The following is a 15,759-nucleotide window of genomic DNA, read 5'->3' on the forward strand; positions in this document are numbered from 1 at the left end:
GGTGCCCTTGTACCCGCTCGACCTCCACGTACAAGCGTGCCGCGTTGCCAGATGCTGACGACGACCCGACGGGTCTGGTGAGTTAGTCCGGCAGTGCGGCGGTGTCATCGTGGCTGACCGGCGTCCCGTACCGGAGGATCACGAAGCTGGCCTTCCCGTCCGGCCGGGACGAGTGCAGCCGTCCCGTCCCGGGCGTGCTGAAGGATCCGCCGCGGCCGTTGGGCCCGCCCAGGTGGAACGCGCCGCAGGACAGGCCGGTTCGGTCCACGATCGGCGTCGCGTCGGCCGCGGTCCCTGGTGTCGCGGCCGTGAGTTCGCGGGGGTCGTTGCGCGGGGGATCGGGTCGTCGCTGTTCGACCGGAGTGGTCATACGGGTACGACATACGGGAAGCGGTTGGTCCGCAGGTGCTGGGTGACGGACGGCTTGAGTCCGGCTGGCACGGCTGTGTTGGTCACGAGGGAGAGCATCGCCTCAGGCGCGTTGTCGGCCAGGGGGCGGCCGTTGCGGCCGGCGAAGCCGTACGTGGCGAGCGTTCCGACGACGTAGGGCAGCACGTCGGGGAACAGTTGTTCGGCCACGGCTCGGCCGTAACCCTCTGGGTCGGCACACGTCCCGGTGGCCGCGACGACAGCCGTGACCTGGCCGGCGATGAATTCGCCGACGGCGGCACGGTCCTGCGAGGGGTGCCGGGTGTTGGCGGGGTTGCTGAAGTCGGTGTCGCCGGGCCAGAAGATCGGCCACATCATCGGGTGCCCGCCGCGGTTGATCTGCCGCCATCCACCGGCGTCGGTGGCCAGCTTGGTCGCGCACCAGACGCCTGTGCGGGTCCCGGGGCGCAGCTGCGCGTGCTCGTGCGGAACCTCGAGCACGATTGATTCCACGGTGGTGCCAGCGAAGCTGTTCTGTGCCTCCTGCGGGCGCCAGTCCGAGAGGTCCACTGCCGTCCCCTTGGCCACCGCCCCGTTGACGACGGCCAGCAGTGACAGGTCGATGTAGAAGGAGTCGGAGATGCGCCCCGCCCAGACGCGGGTGCCGTCCGCGTCGGCCGTCTCACCGGTGCGGCCTTCCAGCACCAAGTCGCCGTCAGCGGAATCCTCGCGTGCCTCGTTCCCGGTCAGGGCGTGCAGGCGCAGGGTTTGCCCGCCGTCGGGGCCGGGCTCGTCGAAGGAGACCCGGTAGGTCAAGGCCTCGAATTCGGCGCCGTCGAAGTGGACCTTGAATTCGTAGCGTGCTTCCGGGTGGAACCCGGGCTCGGCGTAGACGCCGGTGATGTCGGAGTTGACGTCCATGACAAACACCGTGCTGCGCTCACCGGGAAAGACGTACAGGTCGTCGATGAACAGCTGACCGTTCTGGGCCGCCAGCGGAGTGTCGAGATGGTGCGACATGGTCGGTCCTTAATTCTCTCGGGTTTTCTTCGAAGAAAGGGTGGCGGGGATTTTCCGGACTGTTCCATTCTCGCCAGGCGGGCGGCGGCCGGTACCGCCCTATTGGGAATGTCCTCATACAGTGAGGTTATGAATAAGTCGCCTCCTGATCTCAGCAGTCTCCTGTTGCTGACATTGGTGGCCGAGCTCGGCAGCCTGGGGCAGGCCGCTGAGCGGATGGGCATCAGCCAGCCTGCCGCGAGCAAGCGCCTGACGCAGCTTGAGCGGCGCCTGGGGCTGACGCTGGTGAACCGGGACACCCGTGGCTCCGCCCTGACCGTCGAGGGCAAGGCGGTGTGCCAATGGGCGGGGCGGGTGCTCGCCGAAGTGGACTCGCTGATGGTCGGCGTCGCCGCGCTGCGCGGTGACCAGGCCCTCGACCTTCGCCTGGCGGCCAGCATGACGCTGGCCGAACACTTCGTGCCGCGGTGGATCGGCACGCTGCAGTGGAGATCGCCCGGTGTATACGTCAGCCTAAAAGTGACCAATTCCGAACAAGTCGCCACGCTCGCGGCGAATGGCCGGATCAGCCTGGGGTTCATCGAGGGGCCCACCGTTCCGTCCGGTCTCAGCTCACGACAGGTGGGCACTGACCGGCTGGTCGTGGTGGTCGCGGCGCGGCATGCCTGGGCACGACGGCGGGAGCCGGTGGATCTGACCGAACTGGCCCGCACCCGCCTGATCGTCCGCGAACCGGGTTCAGGCACGAGGGAGACCATCGAGCGTGTGCTCGCCGGGGCGGGAGCCGAGCCGGCCAGACCGCTGATGGTGCTGGATGCCAACGTCGCGGTACGAAGGGCCGTCGCCGAAGGCGCCGGCCCGGCGGTACTCAGCGCGGTCAGTGTCCGTGACGACCTGGCCGAGGGGCGCGTCGTGGAGGTCCCGGTGACGGGGGTCGACCTGCGCCGCCGGCTGCGCGCCGTGTGGCCGAAGGACCGCCGGTTGACCGGCGCGGTTGAGGAACTGCTCCGGATCGCGGTATGTACCCACCGCGAGGATCGCTGACGTCGCCGCCACGTGGCCGCGAGTTCTGCCACGCGATGTCGGCGGCGATCTCGCGCCAGTAGTGCTCCAGCCAGGCCTTCAAGCCGATGTAGTTCTCGACGACGCGGACAGCCGTCGGCCGCGGGCGTCGTAGCGGGCCAGGCGGCCGGTGGTGTCGGTGCGGGACAGCCGGTCCCACAGGTCGACGGCGCCGTACTCGGCCAGGTCGGCGGCGGTGAGCTCGGTGGGGGCGTGGAAGGCGGCCAGTGCGGCGCGGGCGATCCGCTCGGGCGCGCGGGTGGGCGTGGACATGGAAGACCTCGCAGACAGGGGAGGGGAAGGTGGAGTAGCGGGCGGCTGTTGGCGGCCGGGGGCTGGCCCGGCGTCCCCGGTGACCGGGGACGCCGGGCCGGTGGGGCTTACGCCTCGCCGTCGTCGCTGTTGGCGGCTTGTTCCTGCTCGCCGTTCGAGTCCTCGGCGTGGGCCGCGATCTCGTCCTGCTCCTTGTCCGCTTCGAGCGTGTATGCCTCGTCGGCGATGACGGCCTGCTCGATCCGGGACAGCGGGTAGCCCAGCTCACCGAGGAACGTCAGCCACGTACAGGCGTCCTTGCGGATGTCCGGGGTGTCCCACTCGGGCTTGTCGGTGCGCCACACGTTGGCCGCCTCGATGCGCTTCTCGAATGCCGCCGCGTAGGGGGCGAGCATCAGCAGCGCGAGGCGGCCGGGGGTGGCGTTCGGGTCGATCCACTCGGTGCGGTCGCCGGACTGCTTGTCGCGCCCCAGCAGATCGGCCAGGATCGCCACCCTCGCCACGTCGCCGGTCCAGCTCTGCACCGGCTTGGGCGCCCGATACGTCTGCTCGGCCACCCACCGCAGGACCGGCTTCGGGGCGGTCTTGCGCATCAGCAGCTTGCGCAGCCAGTCACGGCGGACCTTGGCGGCTGCGCGCCACGCCTTGTTGCCCTCGACCTTGAGCTTGTAGGCGACCTCATCGCGGCGCGGCGCGGACGGCCACGGCGCGGGGGCCGGCGCGCTGTCCTGCCGGTCGTCGGCCTGGTCCTGCTCCTCCTCCGGCTCGTCGCCGGTGCCGCCCACGTCGGGACCGGCCGGGGTGTCGTCGTCGGCCTGCGGTTCCGGCGCGGGCGGGCGGTGGTAGGCGTCGGGGTCGGCGCAGACGAACTCGACCACGTCCGGGCCCGCGTCGTCGTTCCAGATCGCGCGGTGACCGGGGCAGGTGGCGTGCTCCTCGTCGCTGATCCGGCCGTCCGCGATCTCCTCCACGTACGCCCAGTCCTCGGGCATCGTGTCGGGGTCGTCCACGACCGTGACCCCGGCGGCCTCCAGCTCGGCGCGCTTGGCCTCGCGGGCCTGCGCGTCGGCCCGGTCGATGCGCTCGCGGGTGAGCTGGTACTCGAACTGGTCGTTGCCGTGGGCGTCGATCAGCCGCTCGACCGCTGCCGGGTCGCAGTCGAACTCACCGAGCGCGGCCAGGACGTCAAGGGTGAACTCGTAGTCCTCCAGGCTGGCGAGGGTCGAACGGGTGGTGGCACCGATCTGGCTGGAGGCGGTGACGGCCTTGTCGACCTCGTTCTTGGTACGGCCGGTGCGCTTGGCGACCTTGGCCCGGCTCATCCCGGAGACTTCGGCGCGGAACAGCGCGTCAGCTTCCTCCAGCGCGGTCAGGGACATCCGGCCTTCGCCGTCGTTCTCGATCACCTGATCGGTGAAGTCCTCGCCCGCCTCGCGCTGGGCGGGGTCCAGGACGTAGACCGGGACTTCGGCCAGCTTGACGAGCCGGGCGGCGGCCAGTCGCCGGTGACCCTGGGAGACCCGGTAGGTGCCAGTGCCGGTCGGGATGATGACCAGGGGGACCTTCACGCCGTTGGTGCGAATCGACTCGATGAACCACTCGGTCAGGCGGAGGTCGGTGCGGACGTTGTCCGGGTTCTCCTCCAGCTGGTCTATGGGCAGCATGACCGACGGGGCGGTGGTCTGCGGTTCGGCCGGGGCTTCGGTCTGGGTCTCGCTCACTAAGTGCTCCTCGTGCGGTGGGTTGGGGTGTTGGAGGGCGGTTGCCGCCACCGTCCGACGTACCTAATGTTACGCGGTTTGATGGGTGTGGTCAACTCGGCAAGAGGTCGGCCAGCAGAGAACGGAATGCCGCCTCGCTGGCGCACTGCGTATACAGGTGGGCCAGTTGGGCGAGCAGCCCTGCATTGTTGATCTCGGCGGCGCGCTGTTCGGCGTCGGCGTGCTCTGCCCGGTGCGCCCGGTCGTCGTCCAGCTCGGGCCGGGCGCCCCCGTTGTAGGCGTCGCTGGCCTCCTCGTGGGCGGCCTCGCGGATCGCGTCGTCCAGGTCGCCGTCCTTGATGCCGACCTCGGCGGCGATGGCGGCCAGCCGGATGGGCGCACCGGGCGGCGCAGCGGCCAACTCGGCGGCGTCGGGCGCGGCAGGCGCGGCGCTGGCGGTGGCGCGGCGGAAGATGGTGCCGGTCGGGGTACTGCCGTGGGTGGTCCATCCGGCCTCGGTCATGTCGTCTGCCAGGCGGCGGGCGGCCTCCTGCCACGCCTGCTTGTGCTCCTGGTCCTGCCATTCGGCGGTGCCGCTGCCGGGTGGGACGTCGATGCCGCCCACGATGGGGGCGGCATACAGCTCGTCCGGGCCGACGCTCGACGGTCGCATGCGGAAGGTGTCGTCCTCGCGCCATCCGCGCGCGGTCAGGGCGTCGGCGGCCGCGGTGAAGGTGTCCGGGCTGGTTTTGGGGCTGAGGTCGTACGGGGACGGGCTCGCGTTGCGGGGTCGGCGGGGTCGTGGCACGGGAGATTCCTCCTCGGGGGCTCGGTTGGGTCTGAGTGCCGGCGCTTTGGCCGGTGGTGGCGCGGCTGTGCGGGGCCGCGCCGCGCGTTGGCGGGTGCCGGTCAGAACAGTGCGTCGACCGCACCGCGCGGACTGGGACAGGGCCGGGGCGGCGGTCCGGGCCCTGACCGCTTGCCGGGCGGTGCGGGCGGCGCGCCGCTGGGTGAAGTCCGCCAAGACGATTTCGGTGCGCGGGGCGACGCCGTGCCACTGATCGGCGTAGCCGGAGGTGTCGATGCCGCAGTTGTTTCCGAGCCGGATACCGGTCTGCCGCTCGAACCGCTCGCACTCGGCGTCGCGTTCCTCGGTGAAGGCCGGGTGGCCGCTGTCCCGGAACGGGGCGGACTCCTGCGGCACGAGGAACACCCCGTGCGGGGCGCGATCGGCGGCGACGTCGATGGCGTGGTACTCGAAGCGTCGGCCGGTGTAGCGGGGACCGTTCCCGGTGCGCTCGGTACTGCCGAAGGGCGGGTTGGCCATGACGGTGTCGAACGTCCCGAGGCCACCGGGGAGCTGGAAGATGTCGGCGCAGATCCATCGAGCCTCGGGCAGCGCCTTCTTCCCGACCTCGACGTACAGCGCGTTCCGCTCGACGCAGACCACCTCGTACCCTCCCCGGGCGCGGGCGAGGTTGCGCCACGACCACGCGAGTCGGCCGATGCCCGCGCACAGGTCGATGACGCGGTGACCGGTGACCTCGACCGCGAGGTCGGTGCCGAGCCCTGCGGGGGCTAAAAACGCGCCGTCCAGGGCGTTGCGCGCGGTGGCGGCCTCCTGCCAGTGGTCCAGGACGAATTCCGCCTCGTCCTCGGTCAGGGGGCGGTCGGCGTCGACCAGGGCGCGCGCTGTGGCGTGGTCGCGGGCTTGCTGCTTGCTGAGCTTCACGGGTCGGGTTCCCTCAGGGTTGGTGGGCGGAGCATGTGCCGGTCCGGGTTGCCGCCCGGACCGGGCGCGGTGGTGTTGCTGTGGTGGCTACGGGGTGCGGGCCTCGATGACGGTGACGGCGATGTTGTCGGTGCCTCGGCGGCGGGAGCGGGCGGCGTCGACCAGGGCCCGGGTGACGTGGCGGGGGCGGATGTCGACGGTGAGGATCCGCGCGATGTTGGCGGCGGGGACGACCTTGGTGATCCCGTCCGTGCACAGCATCAGCCGCTGCACCGGGCCGGTGATGCGGACGGAGTCGATCGGCTCGTCGCGCAGCACGCTGGTGGTCACGATGTGGTCGTGACTGGAGGCGATGGTGGCCCAGTAGGGATCGGCATACTGGCGCATCCGCTCGCCTTGGGTGCGGTCCTGCGTGACCTGTCGTGCCGCGCCGTCCTGGACGACGTAGGCGCGGCAGTCACCGACCCATGCCACATCGAAACCGCCGCCGTGGCGCTGGGACATCGGCACGGCGCACACCATGACGCAGTCGCCTTCCTGCCCGCGCGGGCACCCGTCGTAGTAGTCCTGCAGAGCTGCGCGGGCGGCGGCAATTCCGCACGCTGCTCCGCCGCTGAGTGCCGCGTACGGGGCGGCACCCGCTGCCAGGGCGGCGGCGTCGGCGGGCTCCCAGTCATCCCCGATGCCGTCCGCGACCGCCCACGCCAGGTGCGCGAAATCGGCGGCGGCATCGGCCATGAACAAACGCGGGCCCTGGTCGGTTCGGGTGGAGGCTATCCAGCGGGGAGCCATGCCGGCACTCCTTCGTCGGGTGGGTGAGTGGTGGGCTGGGGGGTGCCGGTCCGGGGTTGCCGCCCCGGACCGGCACCGGTGATGGCAGGCTGCGCGTCAGTCGGTCGCGCGGGTGCGGGCGAACCGGAAGGCGTTGATCACGTCCCACGTGGAACTCACCGCGTAGTACCGGTACGCCTCCTGCGGGTCGCCGCGGAACGTCGGTGAGCTGCGGTAGCGGTCGGCCAGGTAGCGCGCGGCGGCGTTGTGCTGCTGGTGCGTCAGCGGCGGGCCGCAGACGCCGGGCCGGGCGGCGATCGCGTCCAGCTCGCCCCACAGCGCTTCGTCGTTGCCGGTCTGGCGCGCCTCACCGGGGACGAGGATGCGCGCGGTACCGACCTCGGCGTACCCGTGGCCGTGCTCACCGTCGAACGGGGAGCGCACCGGCACGTCGTACCGCACCCGCACCGTGCGGTGGCCGTCGATCTCCTGTCGGCCGTCGATCACTCCGGTGCGGCCGTGCGGGTGCCGGACGGGGGTGCCGTCCGGGGTGGTGTGGTCGGCGTAGGCGGCGGGCGGGGTCTGGATGGTGGCGGTCACGCTGGCTCCTTCGGCGGGTGGTGGGCTGGGGGGCCGGTCCGGGGTTGCCGCCCCGGACCGGCGCGGGCTGGTTGCTACGCGGTCGGCTTCTGCGGGTCCTGCCGCACGATGTCGAGGATCTTGAACGCGCGGCTGCTGGCGACACCCGGGTGCGTCCAGCGCTCCACCCGGGCGAGGGTGTCCGCCGCCGGGTACGGGCGCTGCGCCTGCTCCGGGGTCTCGGTGAGTGCCGGCGCGCGCCAGTGGCTTCCGGCGATCGTCAGCCACTCGCCGCCGCTGGTGCTGCCCCAGGCGTAGCCGCTCGGGCGCTGGGCGTCCTGCATGTGGGTGCTCCCTCGGTGGTGGGTTGGGGTGCCGGTCCGGTTGCCGCCGTTCCGACATTTCTAATGATACGCGGTCATGGGGTGGGAAGCAACTCCAACGGGCGCTGACCTGCAGCAAGTTGGTGCGCACCGGCCGGTCGGTGCGTTGAAGTCAGGCGGGCGTGATGCCGTCCGCAATGGCGGGCTTCACCAGGTACCGGTATCCGTGGCCGGTGATGGCGTCGGTCTCGGTGAACAGGACCGGGGACAGGTAAAGGCCGGTGTTCTCGGCGTCGGTCAGGTGCAGGGTGACGGTCTGGCTGGCGAACGCGTCCAGGGCGTTCAGCAGAAAGCGGCCGGTCAGCAGCAGCGCGCGGCCGGTCATGTCGGCGGCGGACCCGTCGCTGATCCGGGCGGTGACCTCCGCGCCGCGCACCCTGGCCTGCTCCTCGGCGTACCAGGGGGCCAGCGTCATGGCGCCTTCGTCGTCCCAGCGGATGAGCGCGAACCGATGGTCCATGTTCCGCGCCCTGGTCAGGGCCTGCGCCTTCCGGGCTGCGCTCAGCATCGATGCCCGGTCGATGGTGACGGCGTGGTGCCGCTCGATGGGCATGTGTGTCCGGGGACGGGAAGTCGACGGCGCTCCTCGCGTGAATGGTGACCTCGGCGGCACCGATGGTCAGCGTCGCCAGCGGGTGCCGTTTCGTCGGCGGTGATGCCGACGGCGACGGGCCCGGCGTAGGCGCTGAGCTGCTTGGCGACGTGGGCCAGCACACGCGTCGGCAGCAGCGCGGTGCGCACCGGGACGTCGTCGGTGGTCTCCCACGGCTGGCCCGGAACGTGGGCCAGCGCGACGCGGAACCGGTCGGTGGCGGCCAGCCGCAGCAGAGTGCCGGACAACTCGACGCGCACCATCGTGCACGCCGGTTCGGCGGGGTCGACTCCCACGGCGGGCAGCACGCGGGCCAGCTCCCGGAAAAATGCCGGGCCATCGACGGTGGCGACAGTCGGCGCGGCGGGCGGTGGCGTCGGGAACTTCTCGACGCAGTGCGCTGAGATCGGCACTGACAGATGCGCCGTCGACAGCTGCGCGCCGTCGACGGTGACGGGGGACTCGGCGGCGGCTCGCTTGGGCTCGCCTGCTACGGCGGCGGCAAGGGTCTGCTTGAGTTCGGCAAAGTCCAGGCAGGTGCGCCCGGCGGTGATGGGTTCGGCGGGGCAGGTGACGCTGACAGTGGCCTCGTAGTCCTGGGCGCGGAGCAGTACGGCTCGGCCGCGGGTCTCGGCGAGGATGGTTCCGCGGCTGGTGGCGGCGAGTTCGGCAAGTCTGAGGGCGGCGGTGACCTCGGGCATGGGTGACCATCTTGGTGGGCGGGGCTGCGCGGGCGCGGGTTGCCGCTCGTGCCGGCGCGCGAGGTTGCGGGGCGTTGCCGCCCGGCCTCGTGGTGGGCCGGGCGGCAACGCCGGGGGTGGCGTGTGTCAGTCGATGACGCGCAGGCAGGTCAGCGGGAACATCGCGAGCGGGGTCCACTCCGCGACGCAGTCCGGAACGCTGATCTTCCGGCTGCGGGCGAACCGCAGTTCGTTGGTGGACTCCGCGTTGAACTTCACGCGCGCCGCGCCTCGCTCGATGGCTTCGACGGTGCCGCGCTTGCCCGTGTAGTAGGTCGGGCTGATGTTGGCGATCTCGACCTCGGCGCCAACGGTGACCCGGGCGGCGGCCATGGTTGCCAGGGCCTTGCGGCGCTCCTTGACCACCTCGCCGATGCGGGTGAGGTCGGCCCCGCTGGCGTGCGCGGCGATGTGCGCGGTGACCTCGGGCAGAGTGAGCCTGCTGTCGCTCATGGGGTTCCTTTCCTGGTGGGCTGGGTGGTGAGCCTGCGCCGTCTTGCCGGGCGGCGCAGGGGTTCGAACGGGGTGCGGGCCCCGGGGCGGGGCCCGCACCGGATGCTCAGCGGCCGGAGGCGATCGCGGGGATGTCGCCCGCGCGGGTCGGGGTGAACGCCAGGTCGCGCACGATGAGGCCGCCGCCGTAGGTGACCTGCTCCAGTTCGGTCAGGGAGATGCTTCCCCACTCGCCGTCGGAGATCCGGGCCCAGCCGAACGCCAGTCCGCTGCTCGGGTCCAGTTCGGACACGTACCACTCGGCCAGACCGCCGGTGTAGTGCAGGTGCATGACCTTCTCGGCGGTGGGCGTGTCCTCGGTGGCGTACAGGGCGGGGATGGCGGCCAGCGCTTCGGGGTCGGGGTAGAAGTCGTGGCCGCGCCGCTCGCGGTACTGCTCGGGCGGCAGGCTGATCGGCTGGGCGGGGCCGGTGGCGGGACCGCTGGTCATGTGACTCCTCGGGTTCGGGCGGGGTGGCCGGTGGTCTGACCGCCCCGGGTGGTGGGTTGGAGCTGCCGGTCCGGGGGTTGCCGCCCCTCGATCCAACATCTCAAATAATACGCGCTTGATTGTGTGACTGCAACATCAAGTCGCGCAGACCTGGGGATAGTTGCGGAACGCGTCGCACCGGGTGCCCCATGCTCCGCGTTCCGGATCGTGCTCGCTGGCGTGTCGGCGGCACCGCGCGCACTGCGGTCCCCAGTCGGCGGGGGCCTCGGTGGGCTCGGCGGTGTACTCCGGGGCGGCGCTCCACGGGTACCCCTGCTGGGCGAACCTGACGGTGCCGTCCGGCATGAGGTGGGCCCATCCGTCCGGCCAGTCGATCACGCCGGGGGCGGTGGCGTAGGTGACGGCGGCGCGCAGCGTGGCCGGGGTCCACAGTTGCGGGCTCTGGCCAGGGCCGGTGAAGCGGTAGGCGTCGGCGGTGAGCTGCCGGTCGGGGGCGGTGATGAGGACGCCGGATGCCGGGTCCGGGTCGAACCGCAGTGCGGCGTGGTTCTCGGTCTGCCGGTAGTAGAGCGTTCCGCCGTCGGTGACGGCGGCCTGGCTGCATCCCCAGAAACGCATGCTGCCGCGTAGCCAGTTGCGTACGTCCTTGCCGGTGGTCTCCGGCCGGTGGCCAAGGTACTGACGCACGGGGTGGCCGTCGCCGGTGATGGTCTGCCGGTAGCGGACGTGGAACGTCACGTCGTCGACGACGACGTACGCCGGGCCGTCGTACCAAGGGAACGGCTCGGATCGCCGGACCGGCATGCCGGGGAGGGGCACGCGCTGCCGCACGGTGGGTGCGGGCTGGTCGGGGACGGCGGTGGTGTTCGTGGTGGGCATCGCGGGGGCCTTCCTGTTGTGGGTGGGGTGGTGGCGGGCGCTGCGGCCCGGCCCGCCGGCGCTTTCGGCCGGCGGGCGGGGGACTCGTGCGGGGGGTGCTCAGTCGGCCAGTGCGGTGACCGGGTAGTACAGGAATTCCGGCACGGTGTGCTCGTCGGTGACCTCGGGCCACTGCTTGGGGTGCTCGGTGCGCAGGTAGAACATGCGCCACCCGTCCGCGGCGGGGAGCTCGCGCAGCGCGAGCACCTTTCCGAAGCTGCCGAGCGTGTCACCCTCGGCCACGTGCTGAACCTGGATCCGGTGCCGCGCCTTGCCGTTGCGGTCCTTGCCGTCACGCTCTACGTGGTGGCCGCGCGGGCGCGTGGTGAAGTCCACTGCTGGGGTCCTCTCCTGGGCCGTCCGGTCCGTGCTTGGCGCGGGCCGGACGGCGGGGGCTGGGGGCTAGGCGCGGACGGGGCGCGGGATGGGGTGCCCGGCCTCGTAGCTGACGCCGGGCTCCGGGGGAAGCAACTCGCCGTGCGGGGCGCAGTAGGCGTTGAAGATCTCGGCGGCCGTCATGGCGTGAAACCATCCGGCAGCGATGAACCATCCGCGCACGGCGTAGGTCTTGGCGGGGCCGCTGGTGCGGGCAATGATCCCGCCGGGGATGCCCAACATCACGTCGGCCAGCAGATCGCCGAACTCGGGGGACGGCATGGCGGGCGCGGCGTCGGCGGTGACCTCGACCTGGGCGGTGAAGACCTGGACGGTGGGGCTGTCCCATTCCTGGCCGCTGACCACGATGTGATGGGTTCCGGGGCCTAGCGCGGTGGTGACGGCGTGGAACGCGTCGGCGGCGAGTCGGTCTCTGCTGAGCATGGCGGGGTCCTTCCTGGGGTGGTGGGCTGGAAGGGGGCGCGGGTTGCCGCCCGCGCCCGCCTCGGGGTGGTGCTAGGCGGTGGGGCGGGGGAGGTTCGGCGCGGTCTCGATGGCCAGTCCTGCCGTGCCGTGCGCGAACATTGCCGCTACGGCGGCGAACACCTGGGGGGCGGCGGCGGGGATGAGCCATCCGCCCTCGACGTGCCACGCCTGCACCGTGTCGTAGCTGCCGGGCTTGAACGTGCGGGCCATCACAACGGCGGCCCGGCCGGTGATGGCCTTGGCCATCACGTGGTGAAACGCGCCGGTCGGCTCGTTGGGAGTCTCGCCGCTGGGGGCGGCGACCCATGCCGTGGCCTGGATGACGGGGCCGGTGGTCGGCTGGGCGGTGACGGCCACCTGGTGCAGTCCCGTGCCCAGTGCGGCGACTATGGCGCGGATGGCCTGGGCGGCGGTGCGCTCGGTGCTGGTCATGTCGGGTGGTGTCCCTTCCTGGGGTGGTGGGTTGGAGGGGGGGCGCGGGTTGCCGCCCGCGCCCCCGGGTGGTGCTGTCTGGCTAACCGTTCAGGCGGTCCTCTCGGGCCTTGCGCACCTGGATGACGCGCTCGGCCTCGGCCTCCTCCTCGAACTCCCGCAGTCCGCTCGCCAGCACGTCCAGCGGGTTACCGTCCAGGTTGTGAACGGCGTGGCAGAGGTTCGCCAGCAGATCGATCGCGTCGCCGGTGTCCGTGGCGTCGGAGACAACGATCAGTTCGGTGTCCTCGCCCACGGTGTGCATCTCGAACAGGTGCCATGCGGCGCTGGTGAGGGTGTGTCCCTGGCACGCGCCGTCCATGTGGTGCAGCACGTCGGCCACCATGTCACTGAGCTTGCTGAACGCTTCGTCGCGCAGTCCGTTCTTCATGTCCTGCCCGGGACTGGTGCTGCCTGCCGCCTTCGCGTGCACCTCGGCGGCGTACAGGGCGGCGGCCACGTAGGCGGCCGGTCCCACGTGGGCGAACTTCTTCGCCTTCTCGGCGTACTTGGCGACGGCTTGTGCGCCGCGCTCGGCGCGCTGGGTGTTGGTGGCCTCGGGGAGTCGCATGGTCTGTTCTCCTTCGTCGGTGGGTTGGTCTGCCGGTCCGGGGGTTTGCCGCCCCCCGGTCCGACAGCTCAAATTTTACGCGGTTCGAGGAGTGGTGACAACCCCTCACCTGCGGTTTTGGCCTGTGGATATTGACCGTGGTCAGTCGGACATGAGGGGCCGCATGATGCCGTCCAGCACCTTCACGGCATCGTCCTCGGGCATGTCGTCCAGCCGGTCAAGGGCGGCCCAATCGATCTCGGCCGTGGTGCCGGTCATGCGCGTGACCTCGGCCACGAGTCGGCGCGCCTCGTCGGCACGCGGTGTCGGTTTCGGGGCGGGGGTGGGGGCCTGGGGCTGCTGCTCGGGTATGACGGGGGTCCTCTCGGTGGTGGGCTGGGGGGCTCGGCCGGCCTCTGGGCGGGCCTGTGCGGGCTCCGTGGCGGACCGCTGGGCCGGTTGGTCGGCGGCGTCGTCCAGGGCCGCACAGAAGCCGCACAGACCACCCCTGGGGGGCAAGGAGTCGTCGCCGACGGTGTCGCAGCGCTCGCACAGTCGGCGCAGATAGGGGGAGGTGGCCGCGATCACATGCTCTTCGTCCCCGGGGCGGCTCTCGTCACTACGCCACGTCAGCCCGTGGCTGTCGTCGTTGGGGTAGTAGGTCCGGCCGGTGACCGTGCCGCGCCCCATCGGGGTAGAGATCCGCACGCCCGGCGTCGCCCACTGGGCGGGCAGTTCGCCGCGCTGGGCGCGCTCGGCGTTCCGGGTGGCGCGCAGTTCGTCGCGGACGGCGCGGCCCTGCTCGGTGAGCACGTGGCGCAGCACGGCGCGGCCGGTGTCGTACTGGGTCCGCTGCTCGACCAGTCCGAGCCTGACCAGAGATTCCAGCGTGTTCGGGCGGGCCTGGATGCGGCCTCCGGCGCTGCTGATGATGGCGCGGTGCTGGGCGGTGGTGAGCTTCACGGCGGTGTCCTCCTGAGGGGGCCGGGGCCCGGCTTGCCGGGCCCCGGCGGGTGGTGGGGCGGTCGGCTACTGCTCGGGCTCGGCGTCCGGGGCAAGCGCGGTCAAGATGGCCTGCGCGGCGGTGATCACCTGCTGTCCGGCGTCCTTGATCGTCTGCTGAACCTCGTCGGCGGTCTTGCCTGCCCAACCGGCCACGTAGGGGACCGACACTGCGGCGGCCTCCAGTCCGAACGCCCGGCACACGATGTAGGCGACGGATTCGGCCTCGGTCTCCATCCGGCCCCGGTGCTGCCGGTACTCCGCCGCGCTGGTGTCGAGGTGGCCGCATGCGATGTGCGCGGCCTCGTGGGCGAGCACCTGCGCCCCGAGCGCGTCTGACAGGGTGTCGCTGATGCGCACGGTGCGGGTGGTGGGGCTCGTCCAGCCTTCGGCGGGCGCGGTGTCGCCGTGCTCAAGGGCATAACCCTGGGCCTCGACGTAGGCGGCCAGACTCGGCCACATGAGCGCGGGGGCCTCGCCTTCCAACTGCGGCGCACGGTTGATCGGCTCAGCGTCCGGCTCCCCGTCCAGCCGGTACGTCTGCGAGATGTCGAACACCTTCACGGGAGCGAAGAAAACCCGGCGCTCCTCGCTGCCCTCGGCGGCCGGTGCGGCCTGGCCGTTGTCGGCGGCGGTCTCGGCTCCGATCACGCGCCGCGTCATAGGGGCGAGGATCCACAGGGCGCGTTCACCCTTCCGGACGGCGCGGCCCCGCTTGATCCACTCGCGGAACCCCTCGACTTGGGTGGCGTGCGGGCACTGGCTCAAGATCAGGAGCATGTTCCGGAAGCTGTAGCGGCGGAACCGGACGGCGGCCTCAAGCATCGCGCCCCATGCATCCGTGGTGACCAGCTGCGAAACAGCCTGGTCAAACTGCGACTTCAGATCCTCGACGCGCGCGTCTCGGATCGCATCCCATTCGGCGCGCTGCTCCGGGCTGGGGGCCGGACGGCGCTTGCGGGACTTGGTGACTGCCAACGTGACTCCCTTGGTGGGCTGGTGTGCGCTGGCCGGAGTTGCCGCTCCGGGCCCACGTTCGATCCTACGAAAGTAATGATACTCGCTTTGATTGTGGCGGGGCAAGATCCCGTGCACCATCCCGTGCGGCATGACGTGCACCATGCCGTGCATTATCCCGTGCACCGGGCTGACGGTCCGTGGGGTGTTTCTGCTGGTCAGGTGGTGTTTTTGGGTGGCTTGTTGGTTTGACTTCTCCTGTGTGGGCCTGTGTGTGTTGGTGGGTGTGGGGTGGTGGCCGGCGGTTTCGGGGCTGCCCTCGGGTGGCGGGAGCCGTGGGTTGCGCTGCGCTGGCCATGGGTGGGGGAGGGGGCGCCGGGTGGTGGGCCCGGCGCGGTGCGGATCGGGCCGGGCCCACGACGGCCTGCGGTAAGGGCGTGTGAGGTGGCGTCAGTACCTGCCCGCGTGGGGTAAGCCCGGGGAAGTGGCCCGGGCATTTCCTGGGGGAGCGGGGCGCGCCCGGAGGGGGTGGCCCCGTTTCCCCATCCCTACATGCTGCATCACATTCAGAAGCACACCAGCCCACCTCCTTCCAGCCAGCCGGGCCCGCGTCAGCGGGCCCCGGGCCCCAGCGGTGCGAGGCGAAGCCGAGGGCCGGTCAGGCAAGCGCAGCGTGCCTGACCATGAGGGTGTGTCAGCAACCTTAGGTGGGCTGGAGCGAAGCGAAAGCCCACCCAGGGACCGGTAAGGGGCAGGCCGAACGAAGTGAGGCCAGCCCCGAAGGCGGGGCCCCAACCCCGGAACGAAGTGAAGGGGTTCACGGTCCGCGAAGCGGA

Annotated in this window: 20 protein-coding genes; 1 reads left to right on the forward strand and 19 read right to left on the reverse strand. The window is 71.3% G+C overall.

The genetic code is table 11. The features are described 5' to 3' along the window. Positions 1 to 82: 82 nt before the first annotated feature. Together AB0F62_RS26740 and AB0F62_RS26745 are read right to left on the reverse strand one after the other, a co-directional pair. Entirely contained in the window at positions 83 to 370 is a 288-nt protein-coding gene (locus tag AB0F62_RS26740) for a hypothetical protein (RefSeq protein WP_361804195.1), read from the reverse strand. Beyond that, a complete protein-coding gene (locus AB0F62_RS26745; RefSeq protein ID WP_361804198.1) occupies positions 367 to 1,389 on the reverse strand; it encodes a DUF4331 family protein in 1,023 nt (340 codons plus the stop codon). The genes AB0F62_RS26740 and AB0F62_RS26745 overlap by 4 nt, the downstream gene beginning before the upstream one ends. Before the next feature lie 129 nt (positions 1,390 to 1,518). On the opposite strand from AB0F62_RS26745, the gene AB0F62_RS26750 reads away from it, so the two are divergent. Continuing rightward, positions 1,519 to 2,433 carry a LysR family transcriptional regulator gene (locus tag AB0F62_RS26750; RefSeq protein ID WP_361804201.1) on the forward strand — a complete coding sequence of 305 codons (915 nt, stop codon included), beginning with the start codon at positions 1,519 to 1,521 and terminating at the stop codon, positions 2,431 to 2,433. A 78-nt stretch (positions 2,434 to 2,511) separates the two neighbouring features. Here AB0F62_RS26750 and AB0F62_RS26755 read toward each other — a convergent pair whose 3' ends face one another. The 17 genes from AB0F62_RS26755 to AB0F62_RS26835 form a co-directional block, all read right to left on the reverse strand. Beyond that, positions 2,512 to 2,724 carry a hypothetical protein gene (locus AB0F62_RS26755; RefSeq protein WP_361804204.1) on the reverse strand — a complete coding sequence of 71 codons (213 nt, stop codon included), beginning with the start codon at positions 2,722 to 2,724 and terminating at the stop codon, positions 2,512 to 2,514. Between the two features lie 107 nt (positions 2,725 to 2,831). After that, a complete protein-coding gene (locus AB0F62_RS26760; RefSeq protein WP_361804207.1) occupies positions 2,832 to 4,445 on the reverse strand; it encodes a ParB N-terminal domain-containing protein in 1,614 nt (537 codons plus the stop codon). Between the two features lie 91 nt (positions 4,446 to 4,536). After that, positions 4,537 to 6,156 (reverse strand): hypothetical protein, encoded by a 1,620-nt coding sequence (locus tag AB0F62_RS26765; protein ID WP_361804210.1) that lies wholly within the window; start codon positions 6,154 to 6,156, stop codon positions 4,537 to 4,539. An 87-nt stretch (positions 6,157 to 6,243) separates the two neighbouring features. Next, entirely contained in the window at positions 6,244 to 6,948 is a 705-nt protein-coding gene (locus tag AB0F62_RS26770) for a protein phosphatase 2C domain-containing protein (protein ID WP_361804213.1), read from the reverse strand. Positions 6,949 to 7,044: 96 nt separating this feature from the next. After that, the gene (locus AB0F62_RS26775) at positions 7,045 to 7,527 is read right to left on the reverse strand and encodes a hypothetical protein (protein WP_361804216.1); all 483 of its coding nucleotides are present in this window, start codon (positions 7,525 to 7,527) and stop codon (positions 7,045 to 7,047) included. Between the two features lie 74 nt (positions 7,528 to 7,601). Then, positions 7,602 to 7,850 carry a hypothetical protein gene (locus tag AB0F62_RS26780; RefSeq protein ID WP_361804219.1) on the reverse strand — a complete coding sequence of 83 codons (249 nt, stop codon included), beginning with the start codon at positions 7,848 to 7,850 and terminating at the stop codon, positions 7,602 to 7,604. 151 nt (positions 7,851 to 8,001) lie between these two features. Next, entirely contained in the window at positions 8,002 to 8,397 is a 396-nt protein-coding gene (locus AB0F62_RS26785) for a hypothetical protein (protein WP_361804222.1), read from the reverse strand. Beyond that, positions 8,391 to 9,182 carry a hypothetical protein gene (locus tag AB0F62_RS26790; protein ID WP_361804225.1) on the reverse strand — a complete coding sequence of 264 codons (792 nt, stop codon included), beginning with the start codon at positions 9,180 to 9,182 and terminating at the stop codon, positions 8,391 to 8,393. Before AB0F62_RS26790 ends, AB0F62_RS26785 begins: the two co-directional genes overlap by 7 nt. Before the next feature lie 126 nt (positions 9,183 to 9,308). Next, the gene (locus AB0F62_RS26795) at positions 9,309 to 9,674 is read right to left on the reverse strand and encodes a hypothetical protein (RefSeq protein ID WP_361804228.1); all 366 of its coding nucleotides are present in this window, start codon (positions 9,672 to 9,674) and stop codon (positions 9,309 to 9,311) included. Positions 9,675 to 9,780: 106 nt separating this feature from the next. Continuing rightward, on the reverse strand, positions 9,781 to 10,164 hold the full coding sequence (locus AB0F62_RS26800) for a DUF2958 domain-containing protein (protein WP_361804231.1): 384 nt from the start codon (positions 10,162 to 10,164) through the stop codon (positions 9,781 to 9,783). A 135-nt stretch (positions 10,165 to 10,299) separates the two neighbouring features. After that, complete coding sequence (locus AB0F62_RS26805; RefSeq protein ID WP_361804234.1) at positions 10,300 to 11,043, reverse strand: hypothetical protein; 744 nt, start codon at positions 11,041 to 11,043, stop codon at positions 10,300 to 10,302. A 99-nt stretch (positions 11,044 to 11,142) separates the two neighbouring features. Beyond that, positions 11,143 to 11,418, reverse strand: coding sequence for a hypothetical protein (locus AB0F62_RS26810; RefSeq protein ID WP_361804237.1), 276 nt, complete (start codon positions 11,416 to 11,418; stop codon positions 11,143 to 11,145). A gap of 66 nt (positions 11,419 to 11,484) precedes the next feature. Beyond that, complete coding sequence (locus tag AB0F62_RS26815; protein ID WP_361804240.1) at positions 11,485 to 11,901, reverse strand: hypothetical protein; 417 nt, start codon at positions 11,899 to 11,901, stop codon at positions 11,485 to 11,487. Positions 11,902 to 11,973: 72 nt separating this feature from the next. Next, positions 11,974 to 12,375, reverse strand: a complete 402-nt coding sequence (locus tag AB0F62_RS26820) for a hypothetical protein (protein WP_361804243.1) — start codon at positions 12,373 to 12,375, stop codon at positions 11,974 to 11,976. 82 nt (positions 12,376 to 12,457) lie between these two features. Next, on the reverse strand, positions 12,458 to 12,985 hold the full coding sequence (locus AB0F62_RS26825; RefSeq protein ID WP_361804246.1) for a hypothetical protein: 528 nt from the start codon (positions 12,983 to 12,985) through the stop codon (positions 12,458 to 12,460). A 141-nt stretch (positions 12,986 to 13,126) separates the two neighbouring features. Then, a complete protein-coding gene (locus AB0F62_RS26830) occupies positions 13,127 to 13,927 on the reverse strand; it encodes a hypothetical protein (protein ID WP_361804249.1) in 801 nt (266 codons plus the stop codon). Positions 13,928 to 13,993: 66 nt separating this feature from the next. Next, the gene (locus tag AB0F62_RS26835) at positions 13,994 to 14,944 is read right to left on the reverse strand and encodes an ArdC-like ssDNA-binding domain-containing protein (RefSeq protein ID WP_361804252.1); all 951 of its coding nucleotides are present in this window, start codon (positions 14,942 to 14,944) and stop codon (positions 13,994 to 13,996) included. Positions 14,945 to 15,759 lie beyond the last annotated feature (815 nt).

It is taken from the genome of Streptomyces sp. NPDC026673, assembly GCF_040638135.1.
Lineage (GTDB): Bacteria > Actinomycetota > Actinomycetes > Streptomycetales > Streptomycetaceae > Actinacidiphila.

Bases quoted from the DNA above. Each gene is read 5' to 3' on its own strand.
- AB0F62_RS26745 (WP_361804198.1), bottom strand. From the start codon at position 1,389: ATGTCGCACCATCTCGACACTCCGCTGGCGGCCCAGAACGGTCAGCTG.
- AB0F62_RS26785 (WP_361804222.1), bottom strand. From the start codon at position 8,397: ATGCTGAGCGCAGCCCGGAAGGCGCAGGCCCTGACCAGGGCGCGGAAC.
- AB0F62_RS26755 (WP_361804204.1), bottom strand. From the start codon at position 2,724: ATGTCCACGCCCACCCGCGCGCCCGAGCGGATCGCCCGCGCCGCACTG.
- AB0F62_RS26740 (WP_361804195.1), bottom strand. From the start codon at position 370: ATGACCACTCCGGTCGAACAGCGACGACCCGATCCCCCGCGCAACGAC.
- AB0F62_RS26800 (WP_361804231.1), bottom strand. From the start codon at position 10,164: ATGACCAGCGGTCCCGCCACCGGCCCCGCCCAGCCGATCAGCCTGCCG.
- AB0F62_RS26820 (WP_361804243.1), bottom strand. From the start codon at position 12,375: ATGACCAGCACCGAGCGCACCGCCGCCCAGGCCATCCGCGCCATAGTC.
- AB0F62_RS26805 (WP_361804234.1), bottom strand. From the start codon at position 11,043: ATGCCCACCACGAACACCACCGCCGTCCCCGACCAGCCCGCACCCACC.
- AB0F62_RS26815 (WP_361804240.1), bottom strand. From the start codon at position 11,901: ATGCTCAGCAGAGACCGACTCGCCGCCGACGCGTTCCACGCCGTCACC.
- AB0F62_RS26795 (WP_361804228.1), bottom strand. From the start codon at position 9,674: ATGAGCGACAGCAGGCTCACTCTGCCCGAGGTCACCGCGCACATCGCC.
- AB0F62_RS26770 (WP_361804213.1), bottom strand. From the start codon at position 6,948: ATGGCTCCCCGCTGGATAGCCTCCACCCGAACCGACCAGGGCCCGCGT.
- AB0F62_RS26780 (WP_361804219.1), bottom strand. From the start codon at position 7,850: ATGCAGGACGCCCAGCGCCCGAGCGGCTACGCCTGGGGCAGCACCAGC.
- AB0F62_RS26825 (WP_361804246.1), bottom strand. From the start codon at position 12,985: ATGCGACTCCCCGAGGCCACCAACACCCAGCGCGCCGAGCGCGGCGCA.
- AB0F62_RS26790 (WP_361804225.1), bottom strand. From the start codon at position 9,182: ATGCCCGAGGTCACCGCCGCCCTCAGACTTGCCGAACTCGCCGCCACC.
- AB0F62_RS26750 (WP_361804201.1), top strand. From the start codon at position 1,519: ATGAATAAGTCGCCTCCTGATCTCAGCAGTCTCCTGTTGCTGACATTG.